A 25,568-nucleotide genomic window follows, 5' to 3' on the forward strand; every position below is an offset into this window, starting at 1 on the left:
CTAGGTTTTGAAACATGGCAACCACCAGAGGTCCGTACGCGAAAGGGGTCGCCAAGCGCGAGCAGATCCTGACCGCCGCGCTCGAGGTGATCGCCCGGAACGGGTACCGCAAGACGTCCACCCGCGAGCTGGCGGCCGCGGTCGGCCTGAGCGAGGCCGGCCTGCTGCACTACTTCGGCTCGAAGGAGCAGCTGTTCGAGGCGGTGCTGCGCGCCCGCGACGAGGCCGACGCCGCACGACTGGGCGACCAGTACGACGTGGTCGGCAAGCTGACCGCGATCGTCCGGCACAACACCGACGTACCGGGACTGGTCCAGCTGTACTCGACCTTCTCGGCGGAGGCGGGGGATCCGCAGCACGGCGCGCACGAGTTCTTCGTGGAGCGGTACCAGCAGCTGCGGGAAGCACTCGCCGAGGGCGTTCGGGTCCGGCAGGCGGACGGGACGATCAGCGCGGCGGCCGATCCGGAGAAGATCGCCGCCCTGCTGATCGCCCTGTCCGACGGCCTGCAGGTCCAGTCGCAGTTCCGGCTGCCGGACCAGCCGGGGGACCTGCTCGACCACCTGATCGAGCTGCTATGACAAAGACTTCGGCCTACTTCGCGTACATGACCGTGCCGAAGCCGGTCTGGTCGAAGCCGCCGCTGTTCGGTCCGTAGTCGCCGCCGCCTCCCTCCGGCCGGACCAGCGCGGCCATATGGGAGATGTACGGCACCGACAGGAACTTCCGCCGGGTGTAGTGGAAGTGCAGGATCTCCCAGACCGGCCGGAGCTGGCCGCGGCTCGCGCTGGAGATCACGGTGTGCTCCTGGTAGGCGCAGTTCTGGCCCGTGCCCCAGCTGTACTTGGTGAACGGCACGTCCTGGCCGAGGTTGTACTTCGCGACGTACTGCGCCGCCTTCATGAACCGGTTGTTGTCGTAGCCGTACAGGTCCTCGCCCTGGTTCCAGGCCATCTCGCAGAAGGCGCCCATCTGCCCGATGCCCATCACCGTGTGGCCCTGGTCGCGGCCCGCCTCCTGCCACTGGGCCAGGCCCTCGGAGTCGTAGACGAACGGGATCGCGTTCCGGATCGCGCCGTTGCCGGCGCCGTTCTTGAAGTAGTTCACCGCCTGGTCGTACTTCGCCCCGTCGTCGCACAGGATCGCGATCGCCAGGATCGAGTTCATCGTGCACAGGTCCCAGTTGGCCCAGTAGTTGGTGATGCACGCGTCGTTGTGGTTGATCAGGAACGAGTTGTTCAGCGGGTAGAAGACGTTCAGCATCATCGTCTTGAACCGGGCCAGGTCGAAGCCCGGGTAGCCGCGCATCAGCTCGGCCACGTTCGCGAACTGGTAGCCGTAGATGCCGGCCGCCAGGAACCGGTCTGCGTTGCCGGTGACGGTGGTGAGCGTCGCCGACCAGGCGTTCAGGATGTTGCGTGCGCAGTCGCCGTGTGCGGTGGAACCGGTGATCCACCACCGCAGGGCGTTCTGGTAAGCGGCATGGATGTCGTTGTAGAGGATGCCGTAGTTCTGCCCGTCGCCGCCGCGGATGATCGTCGCCTGTGGATTCGGCTGCCAGGTCGACTGCGCGTGCGAGTTGGCGATCAGCTTGTTGTAGCCGGACAGCCACGGGTCGTCGCCTGCGGCAACCCGAACCTTCGCGCGGTTCAGGTCACCCCAGATGTGCAGCGCGCCCGGGTGCGTGAACGTGGCCGGTGCGGCCGCTGCACCTGTCGCGGTGACGCCGACGGTGGCCGCGACCGCGGCACCCCCGGCTCCCTTCAGCAAGGTACGTCGATCGATCTCCTTCAACTGTCCTGCTCCTTCGGGGCGGTGGATCAGAGGACGGTGACGATGAGGCTCTTCGTGGTCGTGCCGGCGACGTTCGTGACGGTCAGCGTCGCGTTGTACGTGCCGGGGCTGGTCGGGGCGCCGGTGATCACACCGGTGGTCGGGTCGACGGTCAGGCCGGTCGGCAGTCCTTGCGCGCCGAAGCCGGTCGGGAAGCCGGTCGCGCTGATCGTGAGCACGACCGGCGCACCGGCGGTGAGCTCAGCGGTGGCCGGTGTCGTGACGGTGGGCGGCGTGGTCGTCGGGGCGGTGGCCGCGTCCAGCCAGCGCAGGTTCGTGACGTGCTCGTTGACGTGCATCGGCACCATGTCGGCGACCGAGAACCAGCCGGGCTTGCGCATCGTCGAGGCGATCACGGTGCCGTTGACGACGAGGTTCTGGAACGTGACGTCCTTGATCCCGCGGGTCTCGTCGTACCCGAGCATCATCGCGGTCTCGGCGTGCTGCCCGGTGTAGGTGAGGTTCTTGACGTAGACGCCTTCGATGCCGCGGCCGGGGGAGGTGTTGTAGGTCTTGTTGTAGGCGATCCGGAAGTGGATGAACTGGCCCCAGCGGAAGTCCTCGACCCGGACGTTCTCGATCCGCACGTTCCGGACCAGGTTGCTGTCGCCGGGGTTGAGCGCGATGCAGCCCTGGTACAGCTTCTGCGGCTCGCGGTGGTCGAGGATGTCGACGTTGCTGACGGTCAGGTTCTCCAGCACCTCGGGCGCGGCCGTGTTGCCGTGGGTGCCGACGTTGATCGCGTGTGCGACGTCCGCCCAGAGGCTGGAGTTCTGCACGGTGACGTTGCGGGTGTCGCCGTAGTAGTCCCAGCGATGCGTGTAGAGCGCGACACAGTCGTCCGAGCAGCGCAGGAACGACCTGTCGATCAGTACGTCGCTACTGGAGAAGACGTCGATGCCGTCACCCCACTGACCCGCGCTGAAGTAGCCGAAGTCGGTGATCGAGACCTGCTCCGACATCCCGGCGGTGATCGCGTACCCGGTGGCCAGGTTGAGCATCGAGATGCCGTCGACCTGGATGTTCTTCGAGCTCACGATGGTGCAGCCGCCGCCGTTGGTGCCGTAGATGACACCGCGTCCGGTCAGGCCCGCGTTCGTGACGTTCCGGAAGATCACCGAGGCCTTCAGTACGGCGCCGCCGGCCAGATAGACGGTCTTCCCGCTGGGCACCTCCAGCTGACCGGTCGCGGTGGTGTGCACGCCGGGGCCGTAGTAGATCACGTCCGGGTCGTCGGGGGAGGGCGCGGCCGTTTCGATCGGACGGGTGAGCAGGTGCAGGCAGTCGAAGATCTCGCCGTTCACCTCGACCACGACCTTGCGCGGCTCGGTCAGGGTGAACTTGACCGTATTCGTCTCGATCGTCGGCGTGACGCCGTACGACAGCGGCCGGACCCGCGCGGTGTTCACCGTGCCCTTGGTGTAGGTGACCATCACCTCGACCGGGCCGGCGAAGTCGAAGTAGGCCAGCGAGGACTTCTGGATCTGGCCGGATCCGGTCTGCGCGTTGATGATCTTGAGGTTGACCGAGTACGTCGGCACCGGCTGCCACGGACCGGGACCGGTCCGGACCTTGACGTCGAACGTGGTCGCCTGGGCGATGCCGTCCGGGATCGGGTACGTCTTCAGCCGCGGCGCCTTCGTCTCGGCGGTTGCTGGTGCGGCCTGGGTTGTGACGTAGCCGGCGGCAACGGTGGCGCCGGTCGCCTGCAGGAGGCGGCGTCGGGTGAGTTCTGCGGTCATCGGCAGGAGCTCCTTAGCTGATCGTCACGTGGTCGAATACGGTCGTGTTGAGCACGAAGGGATTGCGGGACACCACGGCCAGCCCGGCGTGGTACGGCGCGTCGCCGAAGCCCGGGATCGCGGCCGGCTCGCCGAGCGACGTCCAGGTCTCGCCGTCCGCGGACGTCTCGGCCTGGAACGTCTCCCCAGTACGACGCAACCGCAGCCAGACCGCGGTCCCGGTGACCTCGGTGGTGACCAGGCCGGTCGCCACGCGGAGGCGTCGTACGAACTGGAGTTTGTCGCCGGTCCGGATCGCGCCGGCGGACTGGTCGAACGGCGACAGCGACTTGGTCATGAGCAAGCCGATCCGGCCGCCGGTGTCACTGCTGAGGACACGGGCGGTGAGGGTGCGGTCTCCGGTGACCAGTTGGGAGACGTACTGCGCGGTCATGCCCTGGTTGATGATGTTGAGGTCGACGCCGGCGCCGCGGACGGTGAAGCGACCGGCCTCGTAGTTGGTGATCCCGGGGGTGCGGATCGCGACCGCGCTGAAGGTGGCGAGTTGGCGTTCGTCGAGCACGTAGTCGCCGATGTCGCGGTAGGCCCACGGCTGCGGTGGCGGCGCGGTGACGGTCAGGTCGAGGGTGGCCGTCGCCGTGGCTGCCTTCAGCTGGACGGCGAAACGCCCTTGTTCTGTGGGCTTTCCGGAGATGATGCCGGTGCTCTGGTCCACGCCGAGGCCGCGGGGGAGGCCGGTCGCCTCGAAGCTCGACGGATCGTTGGTGGCGGCGATTCGGAATTCGAAGCGGGTGCCGACGTTGGCGTAGGCGGTGGTCGCGCTGGTGATCGTCGGCTGCGGTGGGATGGGCATCCGCGCCGAAGCCGGTGACGAGCAGGGGCCGTCGGTCTTCGCGACGACGTAGCTGTACTTCGTGCCTGGTACGCCGGACGAATCGCGATAGCGCGTCTCCACGCCGAAGCCGGACACCCCGGTCGCGATCACCTTGTACGGACCGCCTGAACTGCGGCGGATCGTGTAGGTGGCATTGACGTCGAGGTCGGTCCAGGCGAGCTCGATCGCGCTGGTCGAGGGTTTTGCCGTCAGCGGTCCCACGGGTGCGCTGGGGCGGGATGCGCTGAGGTTGTCGAAGGCGGCGGTGGTGGTCTCGGCGTCACCGAGGCCGCCGCAGACGGCGATGCCGACGTACAGCCGGCGACCGAGGTGCAGTGTGGACGAGCCGACCTCGGACCAGGTTTCGCCGTCGGGCGAGATCGATCCGGTGAACTTGTTGCCGTTGCGGACGATGCGGACCCAGTACGGGCGGCGCAGGCGGTAGCCGTCGCTGGCTGCTTCGACGTACGGCGCTTGGAGCGGCGTTGCTGAGGTCGGAAGCGTGCCCAGGTCGGAGATCGGGAAGCCGGCGTTGGCGGTGATGGCTGCTTGCTGCGTTGGTGGGACGAGAGTGCTGCCGGTGCCCGTGGTCGGTGCGCCGGTAGTCGGCCGGACGGTCCACACTCCACTCCAGGTGTGGAGGGTGAGTCCCTGGATGAGCATGGACGCGTGAGCAGAGTCGGCGTCCAACGTCTGGCGCATCATCACGCCGAGGGTCGCGTACTGCGAGCTGACCGGGTGGACGACGCGAGCGGTGACCGTGCCGTCGCCGTCCAGTGGGTAGTAGACGAAGCGGAAGCCCGCGCTGAGGTCGGCGCCGGCCGCCTCGATCGTCAGGGTCTGGCCGTCGAAGTCGGTGCGTCCGGGACGGATCGAGCCGATGTCTTTGCTTGCCCAAGGCAATCGCTGGTGATCGATCGGCAGTGACTCCGCACTGGCGCCAAGAGCGTTGGTGGCCTCGACGGTGTAGCGACCGGGGAGCTGCACCGGGTAGCTCGGCGAGGTCACGGTGGCGATCGGTTCGGAGTTGCGCTTCACGGTGTAGCTGGTTGCGTCGACCGACGCGGCCCAGGTGAGTCTGTTGTCGCGAATAGTCAAGCCGGACGGAACGCCGGGGAGCGCGGGTTGAACGGGTGCCGCGCCGGCGTGGGTCAGGGTGCCGAAACCCGGGTGGTCGTCGTTGGTGCCCTCGACGCGACCGCGCACGACTTGCGCCAGGTACGGCGCCGGCAGACCGCGCCGGCCGACGTAGTGGCCGTAGGCAAGCTCGTAGATCGGCTGGAACTGACCACGGTTGCCGGTGGCGATGGCCGTCTTGAGGTACTTGCCGGTGCGGTCGAGGTCCTGGACGAACGGAACGCTGTCGTCGCCGAGGTTGTAGCGAGCGGTGTACTCGAAGCCCGTCAGGATGCGGTTGTCGCTGTGGCCGAACAGGTCGACGCCCTGGTTCCACGCGACCGCGGCGACGTTGGCGAGCAGGCCGAGGGCGAGCTGGGCGTAGGCCTGGCTGCGTCCGCTCTCCTGGCCCTGGCCGCTCGCGTCGACCACGATGTGCTCGATCCGGCCGTTGCCCGCGCCGGCCACGGCGTACCGGAGCGCGTCCTCGAACATCACCCGGTCGTCGCAGAACACCGCGATTCCGATGATCGCCTGCAGCGCGGCGACGTCCCAGTTGCCGTTCGCGAACAACGCCGTACCGGCGAAGGAGCGGTACCAGACCTTGCGGAACGACTCCCGGCACCGCTCCATGTCGGCCGCGGCCCAGCCGTCGTACTCGCGGAGGAGCTCGGCCGCGTTGACGAACTTGAAGCCCTGCAGACCGGATCCGAGCTGCCCGTCGGCGCCGGTGATCGCCTCCAGGCTGTCCGACCAGACGTTCAGGATGTCGCGGGCCTTGGCGGCGTGCCGGGCGTCGCCGGTGACGGCCCACATCAGCGCGTTCTGGTACGCCGCACAGGAGTCGCTGACCGCCTCGGCCATGAAGTTCGCCGGACCGCGGCCCCATGAGGTGACGTGTCCGGTGTTGCGGACCGCATAGTCGTACGACGACCTCGCGTGGGCAGCCAGTGCGAGGAAGCCGTCGTACGCCGGTGACTGTCGCGCTGCGACGGCAGCCCGCATCCGGTCCAGGTCTTCGGCGGTGTGCAGCAGGCCGGGGTGGGTGAAGGTGGCGCTGGTCGGGGCGGGGGTCGGGGTGGCGGCCGCGGGGAGGGCGTGGGCGGCGGCGACCGACCCGCCGGCGGCGATCAGCAGCGTGCGACGGTTCAGCAGCATGGCGTCACCCTGCCGGGCCGCGGTGTATCGATCAACGGACCGTCATCATCCGAAAATTTCGAACAGGTTCGAACATGTCGAGGCGGGCGCGGGTTGCCGGGCGTTGGATAGTTGGGGCATGACGAGTTCCGCTGAGGAGGCCGCCGAGCCGGCGGCTCCGGTCGCCGGCCGGCGGGTGCTGACCCAGGAGGTCTGGCTGGTCCTGGCGCTGTCGCTCGGGGCGTCCGCCCTGTCGGCGATCATCTCGTTCACCGGGGTGCTGACGTCGGCGAAGCCGATCAGCGGCCAGACCGCGGTGATCGTCGGGTCGCGCGCGCCGGGCCGGCCGTGGCTGGACCTGACCTGGCAGCTGTTCGCGGTGGCGACCGCGCTCGTGCCGGTTGCGCTGGTCGCACACTTCCTGGCCCGCGGCGGCGAGTCGATGCGCACGATCGGGTTCGACCTGCGGGACCGCCTGCGCGACCTCGGGCGCGGGACGGCGGTCGCCGCGGCCATCGGCGGCGCCGGGCTGGCCTTCTACCTGGCCGCCTACGCGACCGGGGGCAACCTGACCGTCGACCCGGCCCGGCTGCCGGACACCTGGTGGCGGATCCCGATCCTGGTCGCGGTGGCGGCGCAGAACGCCATCCTCGAGGAAGTCATCGTGCTGGCCTACCTGAACCGGCGGCTGGACCAGCTCGGCTGGTCGGTCGGGCGTGCCACGGCGGCCAGCGCGCTGCTGCGCGGGTCGTACCACCTGTACCAGGGGCTCGGCGGGTTCTTCGGCAACGTCATCATGGGCGTGGTCTTCTGCTACCTGTACCGCCGCTGGGGCCGGGTGATGCCGCTGGTGGTGGCCCACACCCTGATCGACATCGGCGCGCTGGTCGGGGCGACATACCTGATCGGGAAGGTCGGCTGGCTGCCCGGCTGACCCCGGGTTGAACCGACCTGAGGGCCGGTCCGTAACCGATCGGTGTCTCGTCAGGTTGTGATGGCGTGACTGTTCACGGGGAAATCACGAGTCCGCCGGAGATCGATCCGGGGTTGGCGGCCGCGGCGCTGGCGGTGTTCGCGCACCGGCACGAGGTGGTCCATCTGCTGTACGCCGCGGTCGACGAGCCGGACGCCTTGGCCCGGATCGCCGACCTGCTGCACGTCGACGAGGCCGCCATCGGCCGCGTCCTGGACCAGCCGCTGCGCTGGATGCTGCCGCAGTTCCGCACCGAGCTCGAAACCATCGCCGCCGAGCCCGCCACCGTCACCGGTTAGGGCTCGGCGTCGGCGTAGTCGCCACACGGACCGCCGCCGATCGCGAGCGGGATCGAGATCGTGCGGCGGTCCGGGCGGACCAGCGGGTCGTAGAAGGCGGCGATCTCGACGCTCGCCTCCGGGACGTAGTGGAAGATCAGCGACCGGCGGAACCGGTCCGCGGTCGAGTTCGGCCGTGAGCCGTGTACCACGCTGCCGTGGAAGAACAGGGCGTCGCCGGCCATCATCTTGGTCTGCACCTTCGCCAGCCCGTCCGGCACCGGGACCTCGGCGGAGGTGAACGACTCGGTCAGGTCGGCGTCCTGCTCCGGGCAGACGAGCTCGGTCCGGTGCGAGCCGGGGACGACGGCCAGGCCGCCGTTGTCCAAGTCGACGTCGTCGATCGCGATCCAGGCCGCCAGGCAGGTCTCGGGCTCGGCGCGCAAGAACGTGTTGTCCTGGTGCATGGCCTGGCCGCGGGCACCCGGCGGCTTGAAGTAGAACATCGACTGCGCCCCCAGCGCCGGCCCGATCAGGGCGGTGACGACATTGAGGATCCGGTCGTCGAGCAGGTACTCGAGCGCGAGCCGGCCGGCCTCGACATCGGTCCGCCGGTGCGGATGGACGAACCGCGGGTACTGCGCCAGCGGGTCACTGTCCGGTACTCCGTCGTCGATCGCGAGCGAGTGGTCGATCGCGACCTGCTCCATGAACGCAGCGCGGATCCGGTCGATCTCGGTGGGAGTCAGCAACTGCGGGACCTGGACGATCCCGTCCCGCTGGTAGACGTCGGTAACGGTGGTCATGCCTCGAGTCTGAGCCACCGGGCCGGGTCCGGGGGATAGCATGATGGGCTGTGAACCTTCGAGATCCTGCTGTCCCGGAGTCGCCGCACCCGGTCGTGCGGCGACTGAACGCGGGCGAGTTCGACGAAGGGCCGGGCTATGCGACCTTCCGGCGGCGCGGTACGACGGACTGGCTGCTGATCCACACCCTCGGCGGCCGGGGCCGGTTCGGGACCGTGGGGGACGACGTACTCGCGGAACCCGGAACCACCACGTTGGTCCGGCCGGGCACGCTGCACGACTACGGCGTCGAGCCCGAGCTCCAAAGCTGGCACTTCCGGTTCGCCCACTTCCACCCGAAGCCGGAGTGGCTGCCCCTGCTCGACTGGCCGGACGTGGCACCCGGCATCCTCCAGCTCCGGCCCGCCGAGCCGACCGGCACCCGGATCGCGGACTGCCTGCGGGACGTCGTTCGGTACCAGTTCAGCGTGCTGCCGCAGGGTTCGCTGCTGAGCGTGAACAGCCTCGAGGCAGCGTTGCTGTGGTGCGACACCCAGAACCCGAAGGCGGTCCACGTCGACGACCGCCTGCTCCGGGCGACCGAGCTGATCGACCAGGACCTGCGCGCGACCCTGGACGTCCCGCGGCTGGCCCGCGCAGCCAACCTCTCGGTGTCCCGCTTCGCCCACCTGTTCCGGGAACAACTCGGCGTCAGCCCGCAACAGTTCATCGAACGCCGTCGCCTCGACGCGGCCGGCCGCCTGCTCGAGCTCACCACCCGGCCGATTGCCTCCGTCGCCGCCGAAGTCGGGTACCCGGACCCGCTGTACTTCTCCACCCGCTTCCGGCACCACACCGGCCTGAGTCCGACGGCGTACCGGCAGCGGGCGGAGAGTTGAGCCTCAGATCGACGGGCCGGCGGTGACCAGGCCGCCGTCGATGACGAGGTCCTGGGCGTTGATGTAGGAGGCTTCGGCGGAGGCCAGGAAGGCCACGGCGGCGGCTACGTCGTCGGCGGTGCGGAGACGGGCGGCGGGTACGGCGGCCAGGACGGCAGCGTGGGCTTCCGGAGTGACGTTGTCGTGGAACATCGGGGTTTCGATGTAGCCGGGGCTGACCGAGTTGACGCGGATCCGGCGGGGTGCGAGCTCGGCGGCGAGGGTGTGGGTGAGGTTGTGGACGGCTGCCTTCGTGGCGGCGTAGACCGACGCGCCGGGCAGACCGCGCTGGATGGTCCAGGAGGCGTTGATCACGATGGCGGCATCGTCCGAGAGCAGCGGGCTGAGCTTCTGCAGGGTGAAGAAGACACCCTTGAAGTTGATGGCCACGACTCGGTCGAACTCGGCCTCGGTGGTGTCCGCAGCAGGCTCGAAGGCGGCGACGCCGGCGTTGGCGAACAGTACGTCGAGGTGCCCGAAGCGGTCGCGGACAGTCGTGACGAGGGTGTCGAGGTCCGCGAGACTCGCGGTGTCACCGGGGACCGTGAGGACCCGGTCCGGGTTCCCAAGGGTGGAAGCTGCAGTGTCGAGGCGGGTCTTGTCCCGGCCGGTCACGACGACGTGGGCGCCTTCGGTGAGGAGGCGGTGGGCTGTGGCCAGGCCCATGCCGCTGGAGCCGCCGGTGACGAGGGCGACCTTGCCGGTGAATCGATGCGTCATGTCGTCCAGCGTGCCGGTGGTTGCGCGGGGCAACCAGAGTCCACTGAACCTGGGTCCGGCACCACCAGGCTAGGCGGGCCGCGGGACGTACAGCTCCAGGAGCCAGTCCGGGTGGTCGGTCACCGCCAGCGTGGTCAGGTCGAAGAACAGTTCACCCGCTTCCGGGTGGTTCACCGCCTTGACCGCCTGTCCAGGTACGCCGACCTCCTGGCGTGCCCACAGTGCCGCGAACTCCGGACTCGCCGTACTCAGCTCGTCCACCACGCGGTCGAACTCGGGATCGCCCGGAGCACGGGCCGCGTCCGCCCGGAACGCCGCGACCACGGCCGGCGCGACGGCGGCCCAGTGGACGTGCATCCCGCGGTAGCGCTCGTTGGTGAAGAACGAGATCAGGCAGTTGTGGTCGGTGTCGTCGTACCCGAAGACCGTCCGGGTGGCGTCGTTGATCGCCAGCAGATTCCAGTACCGGTCGCGCAGGATGGCCGGCCGCGGCGACCAGGCATCGACCAGGCGGCGCAGCTCGGGAGAGACCTCGCTGTCGGTCGCCTGCGTGAGCGGTGGGTTGAGACCGGCGAGCAGGTACAGGTGCGACCGCTCCGGCTCGGTCTGCAGCAGCGCCTTGCTGATCGCGTCGAGCACCTCGCCCGACACGTTGATGTCACGCCCCTGCTCGAGCCAGGTGTACCAGGACACCCCGACCCCGGCCAGCGCCGCGACCTCCTCGCGCCGCAACCCCGGCGTACGGCGCCTGCCGGCATCCGGAAGCCCCACGTCGGCGGGCGACACCGCCGCCCGCCGAGCGCGCAGGAACTCCCGCAACTGCTCCCTCGTGGCCACACGCCACGCTAACAAAACAGCTGTCCGCGGGACCTGGCAGCAGGACCCGCGGACAGCTCTCGATCAGAACGCGAACTGGTTCAGTACGGCGAACTTGTCCGCCGCGCCACCGTTGCCGGCTGCAACGATGCGGCGCGTGATGGTGTGGTCGCCACCCGCGGGCAGCTCGAGCTTGAACTTGCTCATCGTGAAGTTGCTCTGCGAGTAGCCGGTGAAGGCGCCGCTGTCGGTGGAGTACACCAGGCCGTAGGTCTGGTTGTCCGGACCGGTGCCCGCCTGGCCGATCCACCGCTTGGCGTCCGGCACCTGGCTGAACGGCCCGCCGCTGGTGATCACCGGGTAGCCCGAGACGGCCGACCGCGAGCCGGTTCCGTCGTGGTCCATCGCGTCACCGGCCCACACGGACAGCGCCGCGCCGGACTCGTTCGTGAACGTCGTCGCCGCAGTGACGAACTGCTCGTCCGGCGTCGCCGTGTACGTCGTGACGATCTTCAGACCCGGGTGCTCGGCCGACGTCCCGGTGACCCGGACGACCGCCTTCTCGCCGGTGTTCTCGACGATCTGCACGTCGTTCGACCGGGTCTGCAGCTGCTGCCACGAGTTGCCGCCGAGCGGTTCGGCGGTGCTCACGTAGGGCAGGTTGATCCAGTCGAGCTGGTCCGGCTGGCCGGTGATCGCCATGTCCAGCACCTTGCCGGTGGTCGACTGGGTGAGCTGCGGGTCGTTGAAGACCTTGGCGACCGAGAGCGCGAGCTTCCGGTTCTCGATCACCACGTCGTCCGGCCCGCCTTCGACCAGGCCGCTGGGCAGCCGCTTGCCGGTGCTCGCGTCGACCGCGACCGGCGAGATCTCGAGGTCGATCCCCGAGGCGCCGGTCTCGCCGACCGTGAGCTCGCGCGCGGCGGTGGCGTAGCCGAGCTGGGCGGACTGGACCGTGTAGGTCCCGGCGCCCTTCTCGACGGCGATCCGGTAGTTGCCGGCCGAGTCCGTCGACGTCGCGGCGATCGCCGTACCGTTCTGGACCAGGCTGACCGCGGTCGAGGCGAGCGGCTCGCCGGTGCCCTTCTTGGTCACCTTGCCGGACACCACCGGCCACGGCTTGGCCGCGACACCGCCGGGAGTGAAGGCGTACAGGTTGCCGTCGAGCGCACCGACCACGACCGTGTTGCCACTGACCGCGGGACCGGCCGACACCCAGGTGCCGAGGTCGTGCTGCCACAGCGGCTGACCGGTCCGGGCGTCGAGCGCGTAGAAGCTGCCACCGTTGGAGCCGACGAACAGCGTGTTCCCACTCAGGGCCGGCGACGTGAACGAACCGCCGCGGTACTGCTGGCCCGGCAGCAGGCGCTTCCAGATGACAGCACCGGTGGCTGCGTTGAGTGCGGCGACCTCACCGCTCGGGAAGCCCATGTAGACGACGTCACCCTTGATCGCGGCTGCGGCCGGGGTGGCGTTGCCGTTGACCAGCGACGGCCAGGAACTGCGGTAGCTCCACAGTGTCGCGCCGGTGCTGCCGTCGCGCGCGATGATGCCGTTGCCCGAGCCGATGAAGACCCGGCCGTCGGCCGCGGACGGGATGCCGTCCTGCCAGCCGCCGAGCGCAGCAGCGCCGGTCCACTCCTGCGCACCGGTCTGGAGGTTGTACGAGATGACCCGGTCGGCCGTCTCGTTGCCGACGTACACGTGACCGTCCGAGACGACCGGCGTACCGTCGCTCATCGTCGCGCCGCTCATCGGCGCTGCCCAGATCTGTGTGCCCGTCTTGGCGTCCAGCGCGACGAGCAGACCGCGGCTCGCCTCACCGTGGCGGGTCTGGTACGGGTACAGCACCTTGCCGTCGGCAACCGTCACGCCGTAGTACCCGTAGGTGCGCTGGTTGTTGCCCTCCGGCGCCGGACCCGGGTCATTGCGCCACTTCAGCTCACCCGTCTTGGCGTCGACCGCGAACAGCGTCCCGCGCAGCGTCGGCACGTAGACCAGCCCGTCGGCCACGGCGACACTGCCGTGCACCGACGACGGTACGTCGTAGCTCCACAGCTTCTTGCCCGTCGCCAGCGACACCGCGTGGACGGCGCTGTTGCCGTCACCGTTCTCGTCCCGGGTTCCGGCGTACACGACGCCGCCGACGATCATGGGGGAGCCGGTCAGGAAGGTGCCCTTGGTGCGGTACGACCAGGCGAGCCGCTGGCCGGCGGCGATGGCATCAGGCGAGACGCCGCTGTGGCCGGCGTCGCCGTGGTGCTGGGCCCAGTCGGCGCCCGCGACCGGCTTGATCGCCTTCTCGTTCGTCAGCGTGAAGGTCGACGTCCGCGTCCAGGTAGCGCCGGTCTTGTCGGCGGCCTCCACGGTGACGGTGTGCGTGCCGATCCGGGCGGTGCCGGGCAGGACGCCGTACCAGGTGAAGTCACCGGTGGAGTGCAGCGGCAGCCAGCTGCCGTTATCCAGGCGGTAGCGCACCGTCTTGGGGGCGTCGCTGGTGTCGTAGGCGTTCACCTGGATCCCGGGGAAGCTGTCCAGCGGGACCGACGTGCCGGGGGCCGGGCTGACGATGGTCAGGTCCTTCTCCGCGCCGTACAGCCGGAACGGGTTGTCGAAGGCCTTGTTGTCCATGTTCACGAACCGGAACCCGCGCGGCGAGTTGTCGATCGTGTACGAGCTCGACACCGTCTGCACGTGCTTGGCGGTGCCGGCGAAGTCGCTGCGCGGCTCCACGTCGTTGGAGTGCTCGTGGCCGACCAGCATCAGCTCGGCGCCGTACTGCTCGAGCAGCTTGCCGTACTCGTCGTACACCGACGGCGAGCCGAACGGGACGTTCATCGGCTGGTGGGCGAGCACGACCAGGTGCTTACCCGTCTTCACGTTCTGGGCCAGGTCGGCCTTCGCCCACTCCAGCTGCTCGGCGAACGGCGCGGCGCCGTTGTTCTCCAGCACCAGGAAGTGCCGGTCGCTGTAGTCGAAGGAGTACCACTCCGGGCCGACGTGCTTGCGGTAGTTGTTGATCCGGTCCTTGTACGTCGACCCCGCCGAGTACTCGTGGTTGCCGACGGCCGGCCAGACCGGCACCTCCGAGTGCGCCGTGCCGGCCTTGTAGAACTCGAACTCGGCGTCGGTCGCGTTGTTCGTCAGGTCACCGCTGACCTGGATGAACGCGAGGTGCTGCCGGGTGCTGTTGATCTCGGTGATCTGCTCGGCGAGCTGGGCGTTCACGTGCGGGTCGGCGACGTTGCCGAAGGTGAACCCGCCGTCCTCGGACTTCTTGTCCTTGCGGAGAGCGAAGTTGACCTCCCGGGTGTCGCCGGTGGCGAGCTGACCGAGGTCGCGGTAGAACTTCGCGGTCATGTTGGCGTCGGTACCCACCGAGTACCCCGCCGGCTGGGTGACGAAGACCAGGTCGACGGTGCGGCGCTCGACGTCGGTGTTCAGCGTGTAGCGCCCCTGGGCGTCGGTGACGACGATCTGCTGTCCGTCGGACACGCTGACACCGGGCAGCACCGGCTCACCCTGGTCGATCCGGTCGTCGTTGTTCCGGTCCTCGAAGACCGTGCCGGAGATGGTGGCGCTCGGGCCGTCGACGGCGTCGGCGATGACCCCACTGAGCGGGAAGCCGATCACGAGCGCAGTCAGGCCCGCGGTGACGCCGTACAGGACTCTGTGCGCCGTCGTCGTACGTTTTTCGCGAGACGAGCGGGTCAGGCGAATCATGCGAAGAGGAACCTTTCTACGAACCAGTAAAGGCCGAAGGCGGCGACGACCCCGGTCGCCGTGCGGACGGCCGGAACCGCGATGCGGGTCCGGCGGACGAGCTGGATCAGCGGGAACACGGCGACCAGCAGCATCGCCTGGCCCACCTCGATGCCGACGTTGAAGCTCAGCAGCGAGAGGAGCAGTTCCGGACTGATCGCATCGGTGATCCGCAGCGACCCGGCGAAGCCGAGGCCGTGCAGAAGACCGAATCCGAAGACCACCGGCAGCCGGTGCCGGGTGGAGCCGAGCAGGTTCTCGACCGCGACGAAGGCGATCGACAGCGCGATCAGCGGCTCGACGATCACCGCCGGCACCGAGATCCCGCCCAGCAGGGTGGAGACGAGCGTGACGCTGTGCGCCACGGTGAACATCGACACGACCTGGACCAGGCTGCGGAACGTGGTCGCACCGAGGATGAGCGCGACCACGAACAGCACGTGGTCCAGCCCGAGCAGGATGTGCTCGACGCCCATCTTGGTGAACTGCAGGCTGGACGATGCGAGCGTGTTGTCGCCGACGGTGAAGTCGTGCTTGGACCGGTCGAACACGGTCCGCCCGGACTGGTCGCCGAACGCGTACTCGACCACGTTGGTGTGGTCGTCGGCGACCGCCTCGGCCTCGGCGAAGACGTCGTACCGGAGCTTGAACTGGCCGGAGTCGCCGGGGCAGGAGTAGACCAGGCCGAGGTCGGCGTACGGCTTCTCCGCGCGCTGCCCGACCGAGGTGGTCTTCAGCGCGGGTTCGCACGCTGCGCCGTCGAGCGAGACGACGACGCGATCGTGCAGGTACTCCTCGAGCGCGGGCTTGGCCGTGTCGAGCGCCTGTGCCCGCTGGCCGTCGTCAGTCGCCGGCGCGCCGAGGTCGACGGCGCGGGCGAGTACGGCGTACTCCAGGCTGAGCTGGTACGTCACCTGACTGCCGGTCTGGCGGACCGTGGAGTAGCCGGTCGACGCGATCACGTGGGCGGAGGCGGTGCTCGCTCCGATGGTGAACAGCAGGAGGACGAGTCCGGTCAGGGTCAGCAGGCGCCGCATGAGAATCCATCCCACGCGCCTTCGGCAGCCATTGGGTGACTTGTCTGGAAACGATTTCCCTCCGCCGTACGGCGAAAAATCACAGCTGCGACCGGGTCGCACGCCGGCTAGCTTTGGTCCGTGCAGAGCTATGGGGTGGACGTGCTGGAGATCGCCGACGAACTGACCGAGGCGTACGTCGAGGTGTTCACGGCGCCGCCGTGGACGTTCCGGGTGCCGGACGAGACCCGGGTCGCCTTCCGGTCCCGGCTGGAAGGTGACGCGCGGCGGGACGGGTTCCGGGCGCTGGTGGAGCGGTCACCGGGCGGCTCGATCGCGGGTTTCGTCACCGGCTGGACGACGCCGTCGCCCTTCCGGACGGACCGGGCCTACGGGAAGGTGCTCGAGCGGCTCGGCGCGGAGCAGGTCGAGGAGTTGCTGGTCGGGGCCTTCGAGATCGACGAGTTGGGTGTGCTGAAGAGCGCCCGGGGGACCGGCCTCGGTCGGCGGTTGCTGGAGGCGGCTGTCGCCGAGCATCCGCGCGCCTGGCTCCTGACCTGGGACCAGGCCGACGACACGATCGCCTTCTACCGCCGCGTCGGCTGGGTGGAGCCGCCGGTTCGCGGACCGGAGACCGACATCGTGGTGTTCGTGGCGCCTGGTTAGAGGTTGAAGAGGGCGGTGGCGTTCTGGTGCATGACGGCATCGCGCTCGGTGGGGGTGAGGTTGGCGGCTTCGAAGGCGCCGATGGCCACCGAGGGGTCGATCAGGGTGGCGTCGGTGCCGAACATCAGGCGGGACGGGCCGAGTTGGTCGAGGATCCAGCGGATGCGGTTCGCCTCCGGGGCCGACCAGCAGGGCTCGAACCAGATCCGGTCGCTGCGGCTCGCGGCCTCCGGGACCAGCGGCCAGCCGTTCGCGCCCATGTGACCGGCGATCACCCGGGCGTCCGGCACCCGGTCGGCGACGTCGGCGAGGTCGAGCACGTTGTCGCCCCAGGTGTGCACCAAGGTGGGTAGGCCGTACTCGGTGGTGAGCTCGATCGCGGCCTGCATCCCGGGGGAGTCGATCGGGGTCCGGCTGTACTCGGTGTGGATCTTCGCGCCGACCCAGCGGGTCCGGCCGTCACCGGCCAGGAGCTCGTCGAGGTCTGCGCGCGCCTCGTCCAGCCGGCGCGGGTCGACCACGAGCATCCCGCGCAACCGGGGGTCCTCGGGCAGTTGCGCGGCCAGCGACCGGTTGCCGACCGGGGCGTCGTACACGATCGCCTCGATCGCCGACACCAGTTGGATGTCGATGCCGAACCGATCCATCAGCTCGCTGTTGACGGCCACACTGCCAACGTCCATGGAGAAGAACCACGGCCCCCAGTGGGCGTGCACGTCGATGATCATGCCTGCTCCAGGAGTCTGCTGAGGTTGTGGCTGCCGGCTTGGGCGATCTCCGCTGGGGTGAGCTTGGAGGTGAGGAGGCGGCGGACGACGGACTGGGTTTCATGGAAGGGTGTCCGGCAGCCGAGGATCAGGCGGTCGACGCCTACCTCGGCGGCGACGATCTCCAGCGAGTCCGGGCCGGTCAGCATCCGGGTGGAGGTGTGGAAGCCCTCCTCGCCGCGCGCCAGCACGACGAAGTCGCCGAGGTAGTAGAAGTGCGTGTCGAGGAACACCACCCGCGCCCCCAGCCCCCGCAGCGCCGGACCGACCTTCCGTACGTCGCCCTCGGTGAAGATCGTCACGCCCGCGTCCACCAGCAACCGCACGACATGCTCGAAGGCCGCGAACGTCGGCTCGACCCCTTGCGATGTCGGCGCCAGCCGGAACGCCCGGGGCGGCTCCACGGCGCCCAGCAACCGCTCCAGCTCCCGCTCGGCCCCGAGCGGATCCCGCAGGTCCAGCACCGGGCACGCCGTCCATCCGTTGCCCTCGGCAACTTCAATGGCCTCGTCGTTCCCACTCGGCATGTCGAAGTACGTCGCCCGCAGCGACGACACCACGCCACCGGAGATCCCGGTCGACTTCATCACGTCACGCACCGACTCGGCCCGGCTCCACCGGCCCGTCGTCACGTCATGCCCGACCAGTACGTCGCAGTCCAGCAGCACGGGTACGTCGTTCATCCGGCCACCTTAGCCAGCGCGGCATGGACCTTCCGGATCGCGGTCACGATGTCGTCCACATCTCCTGAGGTGTAGTTCTCGTTCCAGGGCAGGACGAGCAGGCGATGGTTGATGAGCTCCTCCGCGTTCGGGCAGAGGCCGACCGGGTACTCGACGTCCTGCAGCGGGAAGTGCGAGTCGCCGTACGTGATCCGGTCCCGCAGCGCCGGGGCGCCGTACAGCGGGCTGGTCAGGTAGCCGCCGTTCGCCGGGATGCCCTCGGCGGTCAGCGCGGTCGCCCACTCGTGCAGGTCGCCCGCGATCTCGGGGTCGAGGATCAACGGGTACTGCCAGTACACGTGGTCGCCGGTGTCCGGCGGAGCCGTGATGCCGGCGAGGTCGCCGATCCCGGCTGTGGCCTGCGCAGCCGCCGTACGACGATCTGCCACAACGCCGGCCAGTCGCGACAACTGCGCCCGGGTGACGGCTCCGACCAGCTCGGTCATCCGGTAGTTGAGGGCGAGGAAGAGGTAGTTGCGTTCGTTGGTCGCCCGCGGCCAGCCCTTGTCGGCGAACAACCGCATCCGCCTGGCGAGCGCCGCGTCGTCGGTGACGACCAGCCCGCCGTCGCCGGCGCTGATGTGCTTGGTCTGCTGCAGGCTGAAGCAGCCGATGTGCCCTATCCGGCCGGTCAGCGTGTCGCCAACCGGGGCGAGGTAGGCCTGTGCGCAGTCCTCGATCAGTGTGATCCCGTGCTGGTCGCAGAGCTCACGCAGCTCGACGATCGGCGCCGGCTTGCCGAACAGGTGCACCGCCATCACGGCCTTGGTCCGCGGCGTGATCGCGGCGGCGACCGCGGCCGGGGCGACGTTGCCGGTCATCGGGTCGACGTCGGCGAACACCGGCACCGCGTTCTGCATCAGGATCGGGAACACGGTGCCCATGTCGCTGATCGGCGTGGTGATGATCTCGTCGCCCGGCTCCGGGTCGACCGCGGCGACCGCGAGGTGCAGCGCCGCCGTCCCGGAGCTGCAGGCGACCGCGTGCCCGGCCCCCAGCAGCGCGGCGAACTCCTGCTCCAGCGCGGGAACCTCGGTGCCCCAGGTGGCCGACAGCATGCCGGTGCGAAGCACTCGCTCGGCTGCCTTGATCTCCTCGTCGCCGAAGCGCCGGCCGGAGGCGTCCATCACCGTCGGCAGCGGTCCGGAGCGCACCGGGGCGCCGCCGTCGCGGGCGAGTTCGGGCTGGTCCATCGCAAAGGTCCCCACGTGGTCTGAGTTGCTCACGGCAACGGTAGCTGGACGAGATCGCGGTCGGCGAGGCCCCACACGCTGTGCGGCGCCCCGCCGCGGACCGGCGACAGCTGGGGCACCGTGTACCACCCGTCGCCGAGCTTGTTCACCAGGAGTTTCGCCTCGGCGAGCCCCGGACCGAGCTGGTACAGGTTCCCGCCGAAGTTCGTCTCACAATAGACGCCGGTCCGGTCGGTGTAGATCTCTCCGTAGCCGGACAGCTTGTTCGCGCCGCGGACGACGGCCTTGGTCCGCAGGTTGTACGTGAACCAACCACCGCTGGTCCGCTTCAGCACGCCGTACAGGATGCCGTCCTTGACCGCGACGCTCTGGATCGAGCGCTCACCGGCCAGCGGGTCGACCGTCCACAGCAGCTCGCGCCGGCCCAGGTCGAACGCCCCGATAGCGGCCGCCGACCGGGTCGGGGTGATGCCGCCACCGCCGACGACGTCACCGCCGAGGTAGGCGATCCCGTCCACGATCGAGACCGACATGACGCTCTGGTCGGGCAGGACGCCGTAGTACACGTCGAGCGCGCCGGTCCGGGTGTCCACGAGCGTCAGCGCGCCGGTGAGCTTCCCGGTCCCCGGCGCCGAAGCGATCGCGAGCAGCTTCGTCTTCTCGTCGTACGCCGCCTGCCACGGCCGGATCTGCTGATTGCCGATGAGCCCCAGCGAGTGCACCTCCTTGGTCCGCGGGTTGATGTGGACCACCTCGGTGCTCGGGTAGATCGCCGAGTACAGCTCGCCCTTCACCCAGGTGAGTGTCTTGGCCTCGCCGGGAACTCGGATCCGGCGGGTGACGCCGGTGCCGATCGCGTGTTCGGTGACCACCCAGTGGCCGCCGACGTACAGATGCGGGTCGCCGAGCTCGAGCGACTGTGGCTTGTCCGGGGCTGGTGTGAAACCGGCGTCGACCAGATCCAGCAGCTCGAACTCACCCGAGGCCAGATCGAGCCACCAGAGCACTCCGGACCCGGTCGAGCCGAGCAGCGTCGTCGCGTCGACCAGGACAAGTCGGCGATGCTCGTCGGCCGGTGCGGGCGTCGCGACCGCGGTCAGCGCCGTGTCGGTGGGGCCGCACGACCACACTGTCCCGGATCGACGAGTCGTCACGTACGCCGTGCCGTCCGGCGCGACCGCGATCGCGTCGACCCCGGTCTCACCGCTCGGCAGCGGGACGATCCGTGCGTCGCTGCCGTCCGCCGCCAGGCTCACGAGTGCCCCGGAAGCGCCCGCGTAGATCCGGTCCGCGGTCGCGGCGAACGGGCCGAAGTTCTGACCACGCAAGGCGGCCGGCGTGAGGTCGCGGAAGGTCCCGGCCGCCCGGTCATAGCCGACGAGCTGGGACGGCGTGTAGATCCCGGCGAAGACGAAGTTGCCCGCCGCGCCGACGTAGCGCCCGTACTGCGCGCCTGCCACCGGTGCACCGAGTCGGGTCAAGGCGTTCGTCGCGGGATCGATCTGCCACACCGTGGCGTTGGGATAGCTGACCGCGAACACCTGACCGTCCGGCCCGGTCGTCATGTCCCAGACGAACCCACCGGCCCCGGCCAGGCTGCCGACTCGCGTCAACGCTGCGGTCGCCGGGTCGAAGCAGTAGACGTCGGCGACCGGATACAGCCCGACGTACACCTTGCCCGCAGCAACGGTGATGCCCCAGCCGCCTTCACCGATCGGGAGGTCGATGGTCCGGGTGACCTGCCGGGTGGTCAGCGAGATCTCGACCAGCTTGGGCGGCACGATGCCCCGGGTGATCACGTACGCGTGCCCGTCGTGGACGGCCATCGCCACCACCGCGGCCGTCAGGCACGCCGGCCCGAAGGTCGGCAGCGTGGAACCGTCGATCGGATCAGCCTGGGCAGCGGCTCGGGCGCCAGGTATCGGCAGCGTGGTCGCGGCGCCGGTCAGGAGGGCGCCGGTCAGGACAGTGCGGCGAGAGATCATCGGAGGGCCTCAGTTCGCGCGGGGGAGATTGCCGATCCGGACCAGGTCGCGGCCCTTGATCGTGTAGAGGGCGTCGCCGGTGTGCGACGTCGTGATCAGCGGGAAGCCGTAGATCTCGGTGCCCAGCCCGTCGACCACCGTGGTGACGGCCGGCGGACCGGAGCGTTGCGGGACGACCTGGAAGACCCGCTTGCTGTCCGTCCCGAACAGGCCGGCCCGGGCGATCGTCAGCCGGCTCTGCCCGGTGCCGATCGTGGCGGTCGAGAGCACCTTGCCGGTCCGCGGATCCAGTACGGCGAGCCGCCCGTCGTCCGTGGTCGCGTACAACCGGCCGTGATAGACCATCACATCGCTGTACGCCTGCGCATCCGGAAGTGGCGTGACCTCCCAAAGCGTGCGGTTGCGGCGCAGGTCGAACGCGACGACCGTTGCCTCGGGCAAGATCGGTTCGGTGCCGAGGCTGTTCCGGGTCGCGCCGCCGAGGTAGGCGATGCCGTCGGCCGTGGCGACCGAGCGGACGGACTGCTGCGGCACGACGCCGCGGTGCACCTCGAGCTTGCCGGTGTCCAGGTGTCGCTCGGTGAGCGTGCCGTCGTACTTGCCGTAGTCGGGCTCGGTGGAGATCAGCCATGTCTTCGAGCGGGCGTCGTACGCGTCGTCGGTCGGGCGGGTCTGCTCGTTGCCGATCCGGTCGAGCTCCTTCAGACCGGACCCGTCCGGCTTCATCGACCACAGCCGGGCGAGGGTGTAGACGCCGAGATACACCTCGCCTCCGACCGGCGTGAGCGTCTTGGCCTCGCCCGGCAGGAAGGTGCGCGTGCTCGCCCCGGTCGCGAGGTCGTGGACCTGGATCCCGGCCTTCCCGCTGACCAGCACAGAGGTCGCGGTGGCGGCGATCCCCATCGCCTGCTCCGGCGCCGGTGGCAGGCCGGCCGTGCCGAGGTCGGTCCCGGTGAACGTGCCCGTGGCCGCGTCGAACTCGACCACCTGGGAGGTCAGCTCGGCCCGGACGGTCGAGCCGTCGACGAAGATCCGGTTGAAGTAGGCCCCGTCGTACGGCGACCCCAGCCGTGTCAGCGTGGAACCGTCGTACCGGTAGAGGGTGCCGGACGGGCGGGTGCCGAGGTAGACGTCACCGGTGGGCGCGTCGATCGTGATGGCAGTGACGTACTGATCGCCGCCCGGGGTTTGCACCTCGACCGGGTTGCTCAGGTCGGTGGTGTCGAACACGAGCATCGTCCCGGTGGGGGAGAGGCCGGCCGCGAGCTTCGTCCCGGACAGGCTGAGGGTGGCGACGAAGGTGCGGTCGGCGTACTGCGTGGGGAGCACGTTGCGGCGCTCGCTGGTGGCCCGGTCGATGGCGATCAGGTACGCCTTGGTGCCGACGCCGGCGTAGATGGTGGTCGCGTCGGCGGCGATGCTCCGGACGTACTGCTGGCCGGCGACGGCGGCGCCGTACGTCTTGGTGGCTCCGGTGGCCGGGTCGTACTCGTGGACGCCGCCGTCCGGGTAGGTGCCGACGACGATCTTGCCGTCCGGGGTGGCGGCGATCGACCAGATGAACGATCCGAACCGGGCGACCTTGGTGGCCGCGCCCGACACCGTGTCGATCCGGTACAGATCGCCTGGGGTGTAGAGACCGACATACAGGTCTGTGCCGATATGCGTCATCGCCCAGGCGCCGGCGCCGGTCGGCAGCGAGAGCTTGCGGTCGACCGTGCGGGTCACCGGGTCGAACGCGCCGACCTGGATGGGGGAGACGCCGGACGTCACCGTCCAGATCCGGTCGCCGACCTGCTCGGCGACGCTGGTCGAGGTGACGGCCGACGCCGGGCCGAGATTGTCGACGGTCACCGCGCTCGGGCCGGCCGCGGCCGGACCGACCGAATTGCTCACGAGCGCTGCGCATATGACGAGCACGGCGAGCAGCTTCCGCGCAAATCGCTTGTCCACAAGGCCTCCCGGGACACCCCGACCGGTTTTACGGTCATGGCTGAAATTACCCGGCAGCGTACGCGCGGCCGAATCGGGACGTCAACAGGCCACGAACCGACCTGTGGAAAAGCCGCGGGCGACTCAGAGGTGCACGCGGTAGACGACCAGCGGCCGGCCGCTGCCGGTGCCGATCTGGGTGCCGGTGGCGTCGGCCAGGCCGGCCCGCTCCAGCCGGTTCAGGACGCGGCGCGCGGTCCGTGGCTGGATGCCGAGGTGATCGGCGACGGTGCGCGTCGTCAGCCCCTCCGGGGTGGCGTGCACGAGCTCCTGCAGCCGCTCGAGCGTTGCCTTCGACAACCCGGCGCGCTGCGCGAGCAGCTGCAATTTCGTGCGCTGCTGTGCGCGTGGCGCGGCGCCGCCGACCAGGACCAGGTCGATGTCGTTGCGCAGCGAGACCACCGCCGCCGTCCGCCCGGCCGTCTTCGCGCGGCCGAGTGCCCGCCGGGCCAGCGCCTCGGTCTCGGTCCCGGAGCCGCCGATGCCGAACCCGATCCGGACTGGACCGAACTCCTCCTTGAGCCTGGTCAGCATGCCGAGCTCGGTGAACGACGCGGTCGCCTGCTCGAGCGGTCCGCGGGTGGCCACGACCAGATAGCGCTTGTCGTCGTACCTGATCACGCTGCCGCCGAGCGAGCCGGCCTCGCGCCGCAGCGCCTGCTCACCTTCCGGGGCGATCTCGACCAGGCCGAGGGCGATCCGCGCATCGTCACTGCGCAAAGCGTCATGAACGAGCAGCAGGCTGTTCACCGCGGCCCGCACCGAGTGCACCGACGGGGCCAGCCGGACCGTGACCTGCTCGGTCCGGAGTTTCTCGTACGCCGACCGCAGACAGGTGATCGCGATCGTCGCACCGGCGTCCCGGTGGAACGCGATCACCTCGTCCGCGCTCAGCCCGCGCCGGTACGGCAGCACCTTGACCCCGGCGGTCGGCAGGCCGACCTCGTCCAGCGTCTCGTGGACCTGCGCCTCGGCCAGCACGTCGATGCTCATCGAGGTGACGTCACGGCCTTCGCGCAGCAACTGGACCAGCGCCCGCATCAGCGTCGCGCCGGTGTACTCGACGTGCGCGGCCGGCCGGTCGAGCAGCTCGTGCGCCGCAGCGATCTGGTAGGGCACGACGCCGGTGAACAGCCAGGCGTCGACACTCGCCGGCGCCTCGGCCATCACCCGCGGAGTGTCGGTCTCGCGCCGGTAGCGCAGCGGGACGACCTCGACACCGCGGAGCGCCGCGACGATCCGGCTGGTGGAGGTGACCAGGTCCGACGGCCCGACGACACCGATCGTCGTCACCATGCCGGGATCCCCTCCTTCATCGGGCCAGTCTCACCACAAGACCAGGCTGCTGCAAGAACCCTCGCCGTAGAAGACTGGCGGCCATGGCCCGACGCGTAGCACTCGTGGAACTCGACACCTCGCACCCTGCTGCCTTCGTGCCGTTGCTGCGAGAGCTCGGTCTGGAGATCAGCGCCGTACTCGACTCCGGGGCCGTGCGGCCGCCGTCGTACGCCGACGAGTTCGCTGACCGGCACGGGATCCCAGCAGTGGCGACGACGCTGGACGGACTACCCGCGGACGTCACCATGCTGCTGGGTTGCGACTGGGACCAGCGCTACCAGCAGGCCTGCACGCTGCTTGACGCTGGTACGGCGGTGGTGCTGGACAAACCGCTCGCCGGCCGAGTCGGCGACCTACGCGACCTGGCTGCTCGAGCGGCCGCCGGTCAGCCGGTCAGTGGTGGGTCGTCGTTCCGCAGTCTGCCCGAGGCGCTCGCCTGGCGGGAGCGTGGTGAGACCGCCTCGCTGGTGCTTGTTGGTTGCGCGGGGCATCCGTTCTACTACGGCGTGCATGCGGTGTCCTTTGCAGAAGCGCTGCTCGGTCCGGGGTTCATGGCGGCCCGCGCCCTGGACGAGTCGAGTCGGCGTGGGTTGCTCCGGCATGCGAGCGGAGCCGAGGTGCTGGTCGACGTCCAGGACGGCTACCCGTACTTCGCCACCGTGGCCACGGCGTCGTCGGTGGAGCACCTCCGGCCGGACCCGGTCGGCGTCTATCGGCCGTTCCTGGCCGCTCACCTCCAGCAGGACAGGGCGCCGTACCTCAGTGTCGAGCCTGAGCTGATGCTGCTGGCGTTGGCCCGCTCTGCGGCGACCGGTGGCGACTGGGTGGAGCCGGCGGACCTGCCCGACGACTACTCGCCTTGGGACGCTGCTGCCTACACCGCTGCGTACACGCCACCGGCATAAACCGCGGTCA

The 25,568-nt window shown here is 69.5% G+C and carries 20 protein-coding genes; 6 read left to right on the plus strand and 14 right to left on the minus strand.

Translation table 11 applies throughout. From position 1 onward, the window contains the following. Positions 1-14 precede the first annotated feature (14 nt). Positions 15-581 carry a helix-turn-helix domain-containing protein gene (locus ACIBGM_RS01500; RefSeq protein ID WP_360515341.1) on the plus strand — a complete coding sequence of 189 codons (567 nt, stop codon included), beginning with the start codon at positions 15-17 and terminating at the stop codon, positions 579-581. 13 nt (positions 582-594) lie between these two features. Here ACIBGM_RS01500 and ACIBGM_RS01505 read toward each other — a convergent pair whose 3' ends face one another. The 3 genes from ACIBGM_RS01505 to ACIBGM_RS01515 are packed head-to-tail and all read right to left on the minus strand — an operon-like array spanning position 595 to position 6,723. After that, entirely contained in the window at positions 595-1,794 is a 1,200-nt protein-coding gene (locus tag ACIBGM_RS01505) for an alginate lyase family protein (protein WP_396384118.1), read from the minus strand. A gap of 26 nt (positions 1,795-1,820) precedes the next feature. Then, entirely contained in the window at positions 1,821-3,575 is a 1,755-nt protein-coding gene (locus ACIBGM_RS01510) for a putative Ig domain-containing protein (RefSeq protein WP_396384119.1), read from the minus strand. 13 nt (positions 3,576-3,588) lie between these two features. Further along, complete coding sequence (locus tag ACIBGM_RS01515) at positions 3,589-6,723, minus strand: alginate lyase family protein (protein WP_396384120.1); 3,135 nt, start codon at positions 6,721-6,723, stop codon at positions 3,589-3,591. 118 nt (positions 6,724-6,841) lie between these two features. Here ACIBGM_RS01515 and ACIBGM_RS01520 point away from each other — a divergent pair, with 118 nt between their 5' ends. Continuing rightward, positions 6,842-7,636: a CPBP family intramembrane glutamic endopeptidase gene (locus ACIBGM_RS01520; protein ID WP_360515353.1), complete on the plus strand. Its 795-nt coding sequence runs from the start codon at positions 6,842-6,844 to the stop codon at positions 7,634-7,636. A gap of 65 nt (positions 7,637-7,701) precedes the next feature. Then, positions 7,702-7,974 (plus strand): hypothetical protein, encoded by a 273-nt coding sequence (locus ACIBGM_RS01525; RefSeq protein ID WP_396384121.1) that lies wholly within the window; start codon positions 7,702-7,704, stop codon positions 7,972-7,974. On the opposite strand, the gene ACIBGM_RS01530 is transcribed toward ACIBGM_RS01525, so the two are convergent. Next, positions 7,971-8,759: a phytanoyl-CoA dioxygenase family protein gene (locus ACIBGM_RS01530; protein WP_396384122.1), complete on the minus strand. Its 789-nt coding sequence runs from the start codon at positions 8,757-8,759 to the stop codon at positions 7,971-7,973. The two genes, ACIBGM_RS01525 and ACIBGM_RS01530, sit on opposite strands and share 4 nt — an antisense overlap. Before the next feature lie 50 nt (positions 8,760-8,809). Here ACIBGM_RS01530 and ACIBGM_RS01535 point away from each other — a divergent pair, with 50 nt between their 5' ends. Then, positions 8,810-9,637 (plus strand): helix-turn-helix domain-containing protein, encoded by an 828-nt coding sequence (locus ACIBGM_RS01535; protein WP_396384123.1) that lies wholly within the window; start codon positions 8,810-8,812, stop codon positions 9,635-9,637. Between the two features lie 3 nt (positions 9,638-9,640). Here ACIBGM_RS01535 and ACIBGM_RS01540 read toward each other — a convergent pair whose 3' ends face one another. The 4 genes from ACIBGM_RS01540 to ACIBGM_RS01555 all read right to left on the minus strand — a co-directional run bounded on the left by ACIBGM_RS01540 (position 9,641) and on the right by ACIBGM_RS01555 (position 16,011). Further along, entirely contained in the window at positions 9,641-10,396 is a 756-nt protein-coding gene (locus ACIBGM_RS01540; RefSeq protein WP_396384124.1) for a glucose 1-dehydrogenase, read from the minus strand. Positions 10,397-10,465: 69 nt separating this feature from the next. Beyond that, a complete protein-coding gene (locus tag ACIBGM_RS01545; protein WP_396384125.1) occupies positions 10,466-11,233 on the minus strand; it encodes a helix-turn-helix transcriptional regulator in 768 nt (255 codons plus the stop codon). Positions 11,234-11,296: 63 nt separating this feature from the next. Then, positions 11,297-14,935, minus strand: a complete 3,639-nt coding sequence (locus ACIBGM_RS01550; protein WP_396384126.1) for a PQQ-binding-like beta-propeller repeat protein — start codon at positions 14,933-14,935, stop codon at positions 11,297-11,299. Continuing rightward, complete coding sequence (locus tag ACIBGM_RS01555) at positions 14,932-16,011, minus strand: HupE/UreJ family protein (protein WP_396384127.1); 1,080 nt, start codon at positions 16,009-16,011, stop codon at positions 14,932-14,934. The genes ACIBGM_RS01550 and ACIBGM_RS01555 overlap by 4 nt, the downstream gene beginning before the upstream one ends. A gap of 120 nt (positions 16,012-16,131) precedes the next feature. Here ACIBGM_RS01555 and ACIBGM_RS01560 point away from each other — a divergent pair, with 120 nt between their 5' ends. Continuing rightward, positions 16,132-16,656, plus strand: a complete 525-nt coding sequence (locus tag ACIBGM_RS01560) for a GNAT family N-acetyltransferase (RefSeq protein WP_396384128.1) — start codon at positions 16,132-16,134, stop codon at positions 16,654-16,656. On the opposite strand, the gene ACIBGM_RS01565 is transcribed toward ACIBGM_RS01560, so the two are convergent. From ACIBGM_RS01565 to ACIBGM_RS01590, 6 genes are all read right to left on the minus strand, one after another. After that, on the minus strand, positions 16,653-17,384 hold the full coding sequence (locus tag ACIBGM_RS01565; RefSeq protein ID WP_360515380.1) for an amidohydrolase family protein: 732 nt from the start codon (positions 17,382-17,384) through the stop codon (positions 16,653-16,655). The genes ACIBGM_RS01560 and ACIBGM_RS01565 overlap by 4 nt on opposite strands. Continuing rightward, positions 17,381-18,106, minus strand: coding sequence for a hypothetical protein (locus ACIBGM_RS01570; protein WP_396384129.1), 726 nt, complete (start codon positions 18,104-18,106; stop codon positions 17,381-17,383). Before ACIBGM_RS01570 ends, ACIBGM_RS01565 begins: the two co-directional genes overlap by 4 nt. Beyond that, positions 18,103-19,338, minus strand: a complete 1,236-nt coding sequence (locus ACIBGM_RS01575; protein ID WP_396384130.1) for a DegT/DnrJ/EryC1/StrS family aminotransferase — start codon at positions 19,336-19,338, stop codon at positions 18,103-18,105. Before ACIBGM_RS01575 ends, ACIBGM_RS01570 begins: the two co-directional genes overlap by 4 nt. 29 nt (positions 19,339-19,367) lie before the next feature. After that, complete coding sequence (locus tag ACIBGM_RS01580) at positions 19,368-21,323, minus strand: hypothetical protein (protein WP_396384131.1); 1,956 nt, start codon at positions 21,321-21,323, stop codon at positions 19,368-19,370. A 9-nt stretch (positions 21,324-21,332) separates the two neighbouring features. Continuing rightward, on the minus strand, positions 21,333-23,276 hold the full coding sequence (locus ACIBGM_RS01585) for a PQQ-binding-like beta-propeller repeat protein (RefSeq protein WP_396384132.1): 1,944 nt from the start codon (positions 23,274-23,276) through the stop codon (positions 21,333-21,335). 123 nt (positions 23,277-23,399) lie between these two features. Further along, a complete protein-coding gene (locus ACIBGM_RS01590; RefSeq protein WP_360515395.1) occupies positions 23,400-24,611 on the minus strand; it encodes a helix-turn-helix domain-containing protein in 1,212 nt (403 codons plus the stop codon). A gap of 83 nt (positions 24,612-24,694) precedes the next feature. Between ACIBGM_RS01590 and ACIBGM_RS01595 the strand changes: the two genes are divergently transcribed. Then, the gene (locus ACIBGM_RS01595; protein ID WP_396384133.1) at positions 24,695-25,558 is read left to right on the plus strand and encodes a hypothetical protein; all 864 of its coding nucleotides are present in this window, start codon (positions 24,695-24,697) and stop codon (positions 25,556-25,558) included. Positions 25,559-25,568: the final 10 nt, after the last annotated feature.

Source organism: Kribbella sp. NPDC050470 (assembly GCF_044458365.1).
Classification (GTDB): domain Bacteria; phylum Actinomycetota; class Actinomycetes; order Propionibacteriales; family Kribbellaceae; genus Kribbella.

Excerpts from the sequence above, each read along its gene's own strand:
- ACIBGM_RS01570 (WP_396384129.1), bottom strand. The coding sequence starts at position 18,106 with ATGAACGACGTACCCGTGCTGCTGGACTGCGACGTACTGGTCGGGCAT.
- ACIBGM_RS01580 (WP_396384131.1), bottom strand. The coding sequence starts at position 21,323 with ATGATCTCTCGCCGCACTGTCCTGACCGGCGCCCTCCTGACCGGCGCC.
- ACIBGM_RS01555 (WP_396384127.1), bottom strand. The coding sequence starts at position 16,011 with ATGCGGCGCCTGCTGACCCTGACCGGACTCGTCCTCCTGCTGTTCACC.
- ACIBGM_RS01520 (WP_360515353.1), top strand. The coding sequence starts at position 6,842 with ATGACGAGTTCCGCTGAGGAGGCCGCCGAGCCGGCGGCTCCGGTCGCC.
- ACIBGM_RS01530 (WP_396384122.1), bottom strand. The coding sequence starts at position 8,759 with ATGACCACCGTTACCGACGTCTACCAGCGGGACGGGATCGTCCAGGTC.
- ACIBGM_RS01510 (WP_396384119.1), bottom strand. The coding sequence starts at position 3,575 with ATGACCGCAGAACTCACCCGACGCCGCCTCCTGCAGGCGACCGGCGCC.
- ACIBGM_RS01540 (WP_396384124.1), bottom strand. The coding sequence starts at position 10,396 with ATGACGCATCGATTCACCGGCAAGGTCGCCCTCGTCACCGGCGGCTCC.
- ACIBGM_RS01500 (WP_360515341.1), top strand. The coding sequence starts at position 15 with ATGGCAACCACCAGAGGTCCGTACGCGAAAGGGGTCGCCAAGCGCGAG.
- ACIBGM_RS01565 (WP_360515380.1), bottom strand. The coding sequence starts at position 17,384 with ATGATCATCGACGTGCACGCCCACTGGGGGCCGTGGTTCTTCTCCATG.
- ACIBGM_RS01550 (WP_396384126.1), bottom strand. The coding sequence starts at position 14,935 with ATGATTCGCCTGACCCGCTCGTCTCGCGAAAAACGTACGACGACGGCG.
- ACIBGM_RS01595 (WP_396384133.1), top strand. The coding sequence starts at position 24,695 with ATGGCCCGACGCGTAGCACTCGTGGAACTCGACACCTCGCACCCTGCT.
- ACIBGM_RS01515 (WP_396384120.1), bottom strand. The coding sequence starts at position 6,723 with ATGCTGCTGAACCGTCGCACGCTGCTGATCGCCGCCGGCGGGTCGGTC.
- ACIBGM_RS01590 (WP_360515395.1), bottom strand. The coding sequence starts at position 24,611 with ATGGTGACGACGATCGGTGTCGTCGGGCCGTCGGACCTGGTCACCTCC.
- ACIBGM_RS01575 (WP_396384130.1), bottom strand. The coding sequence starts at position 19,338 with ATGGACCAGCCCGAACTCGCCCGCGACGGCGGCGCCCCGGTGCGCTCC.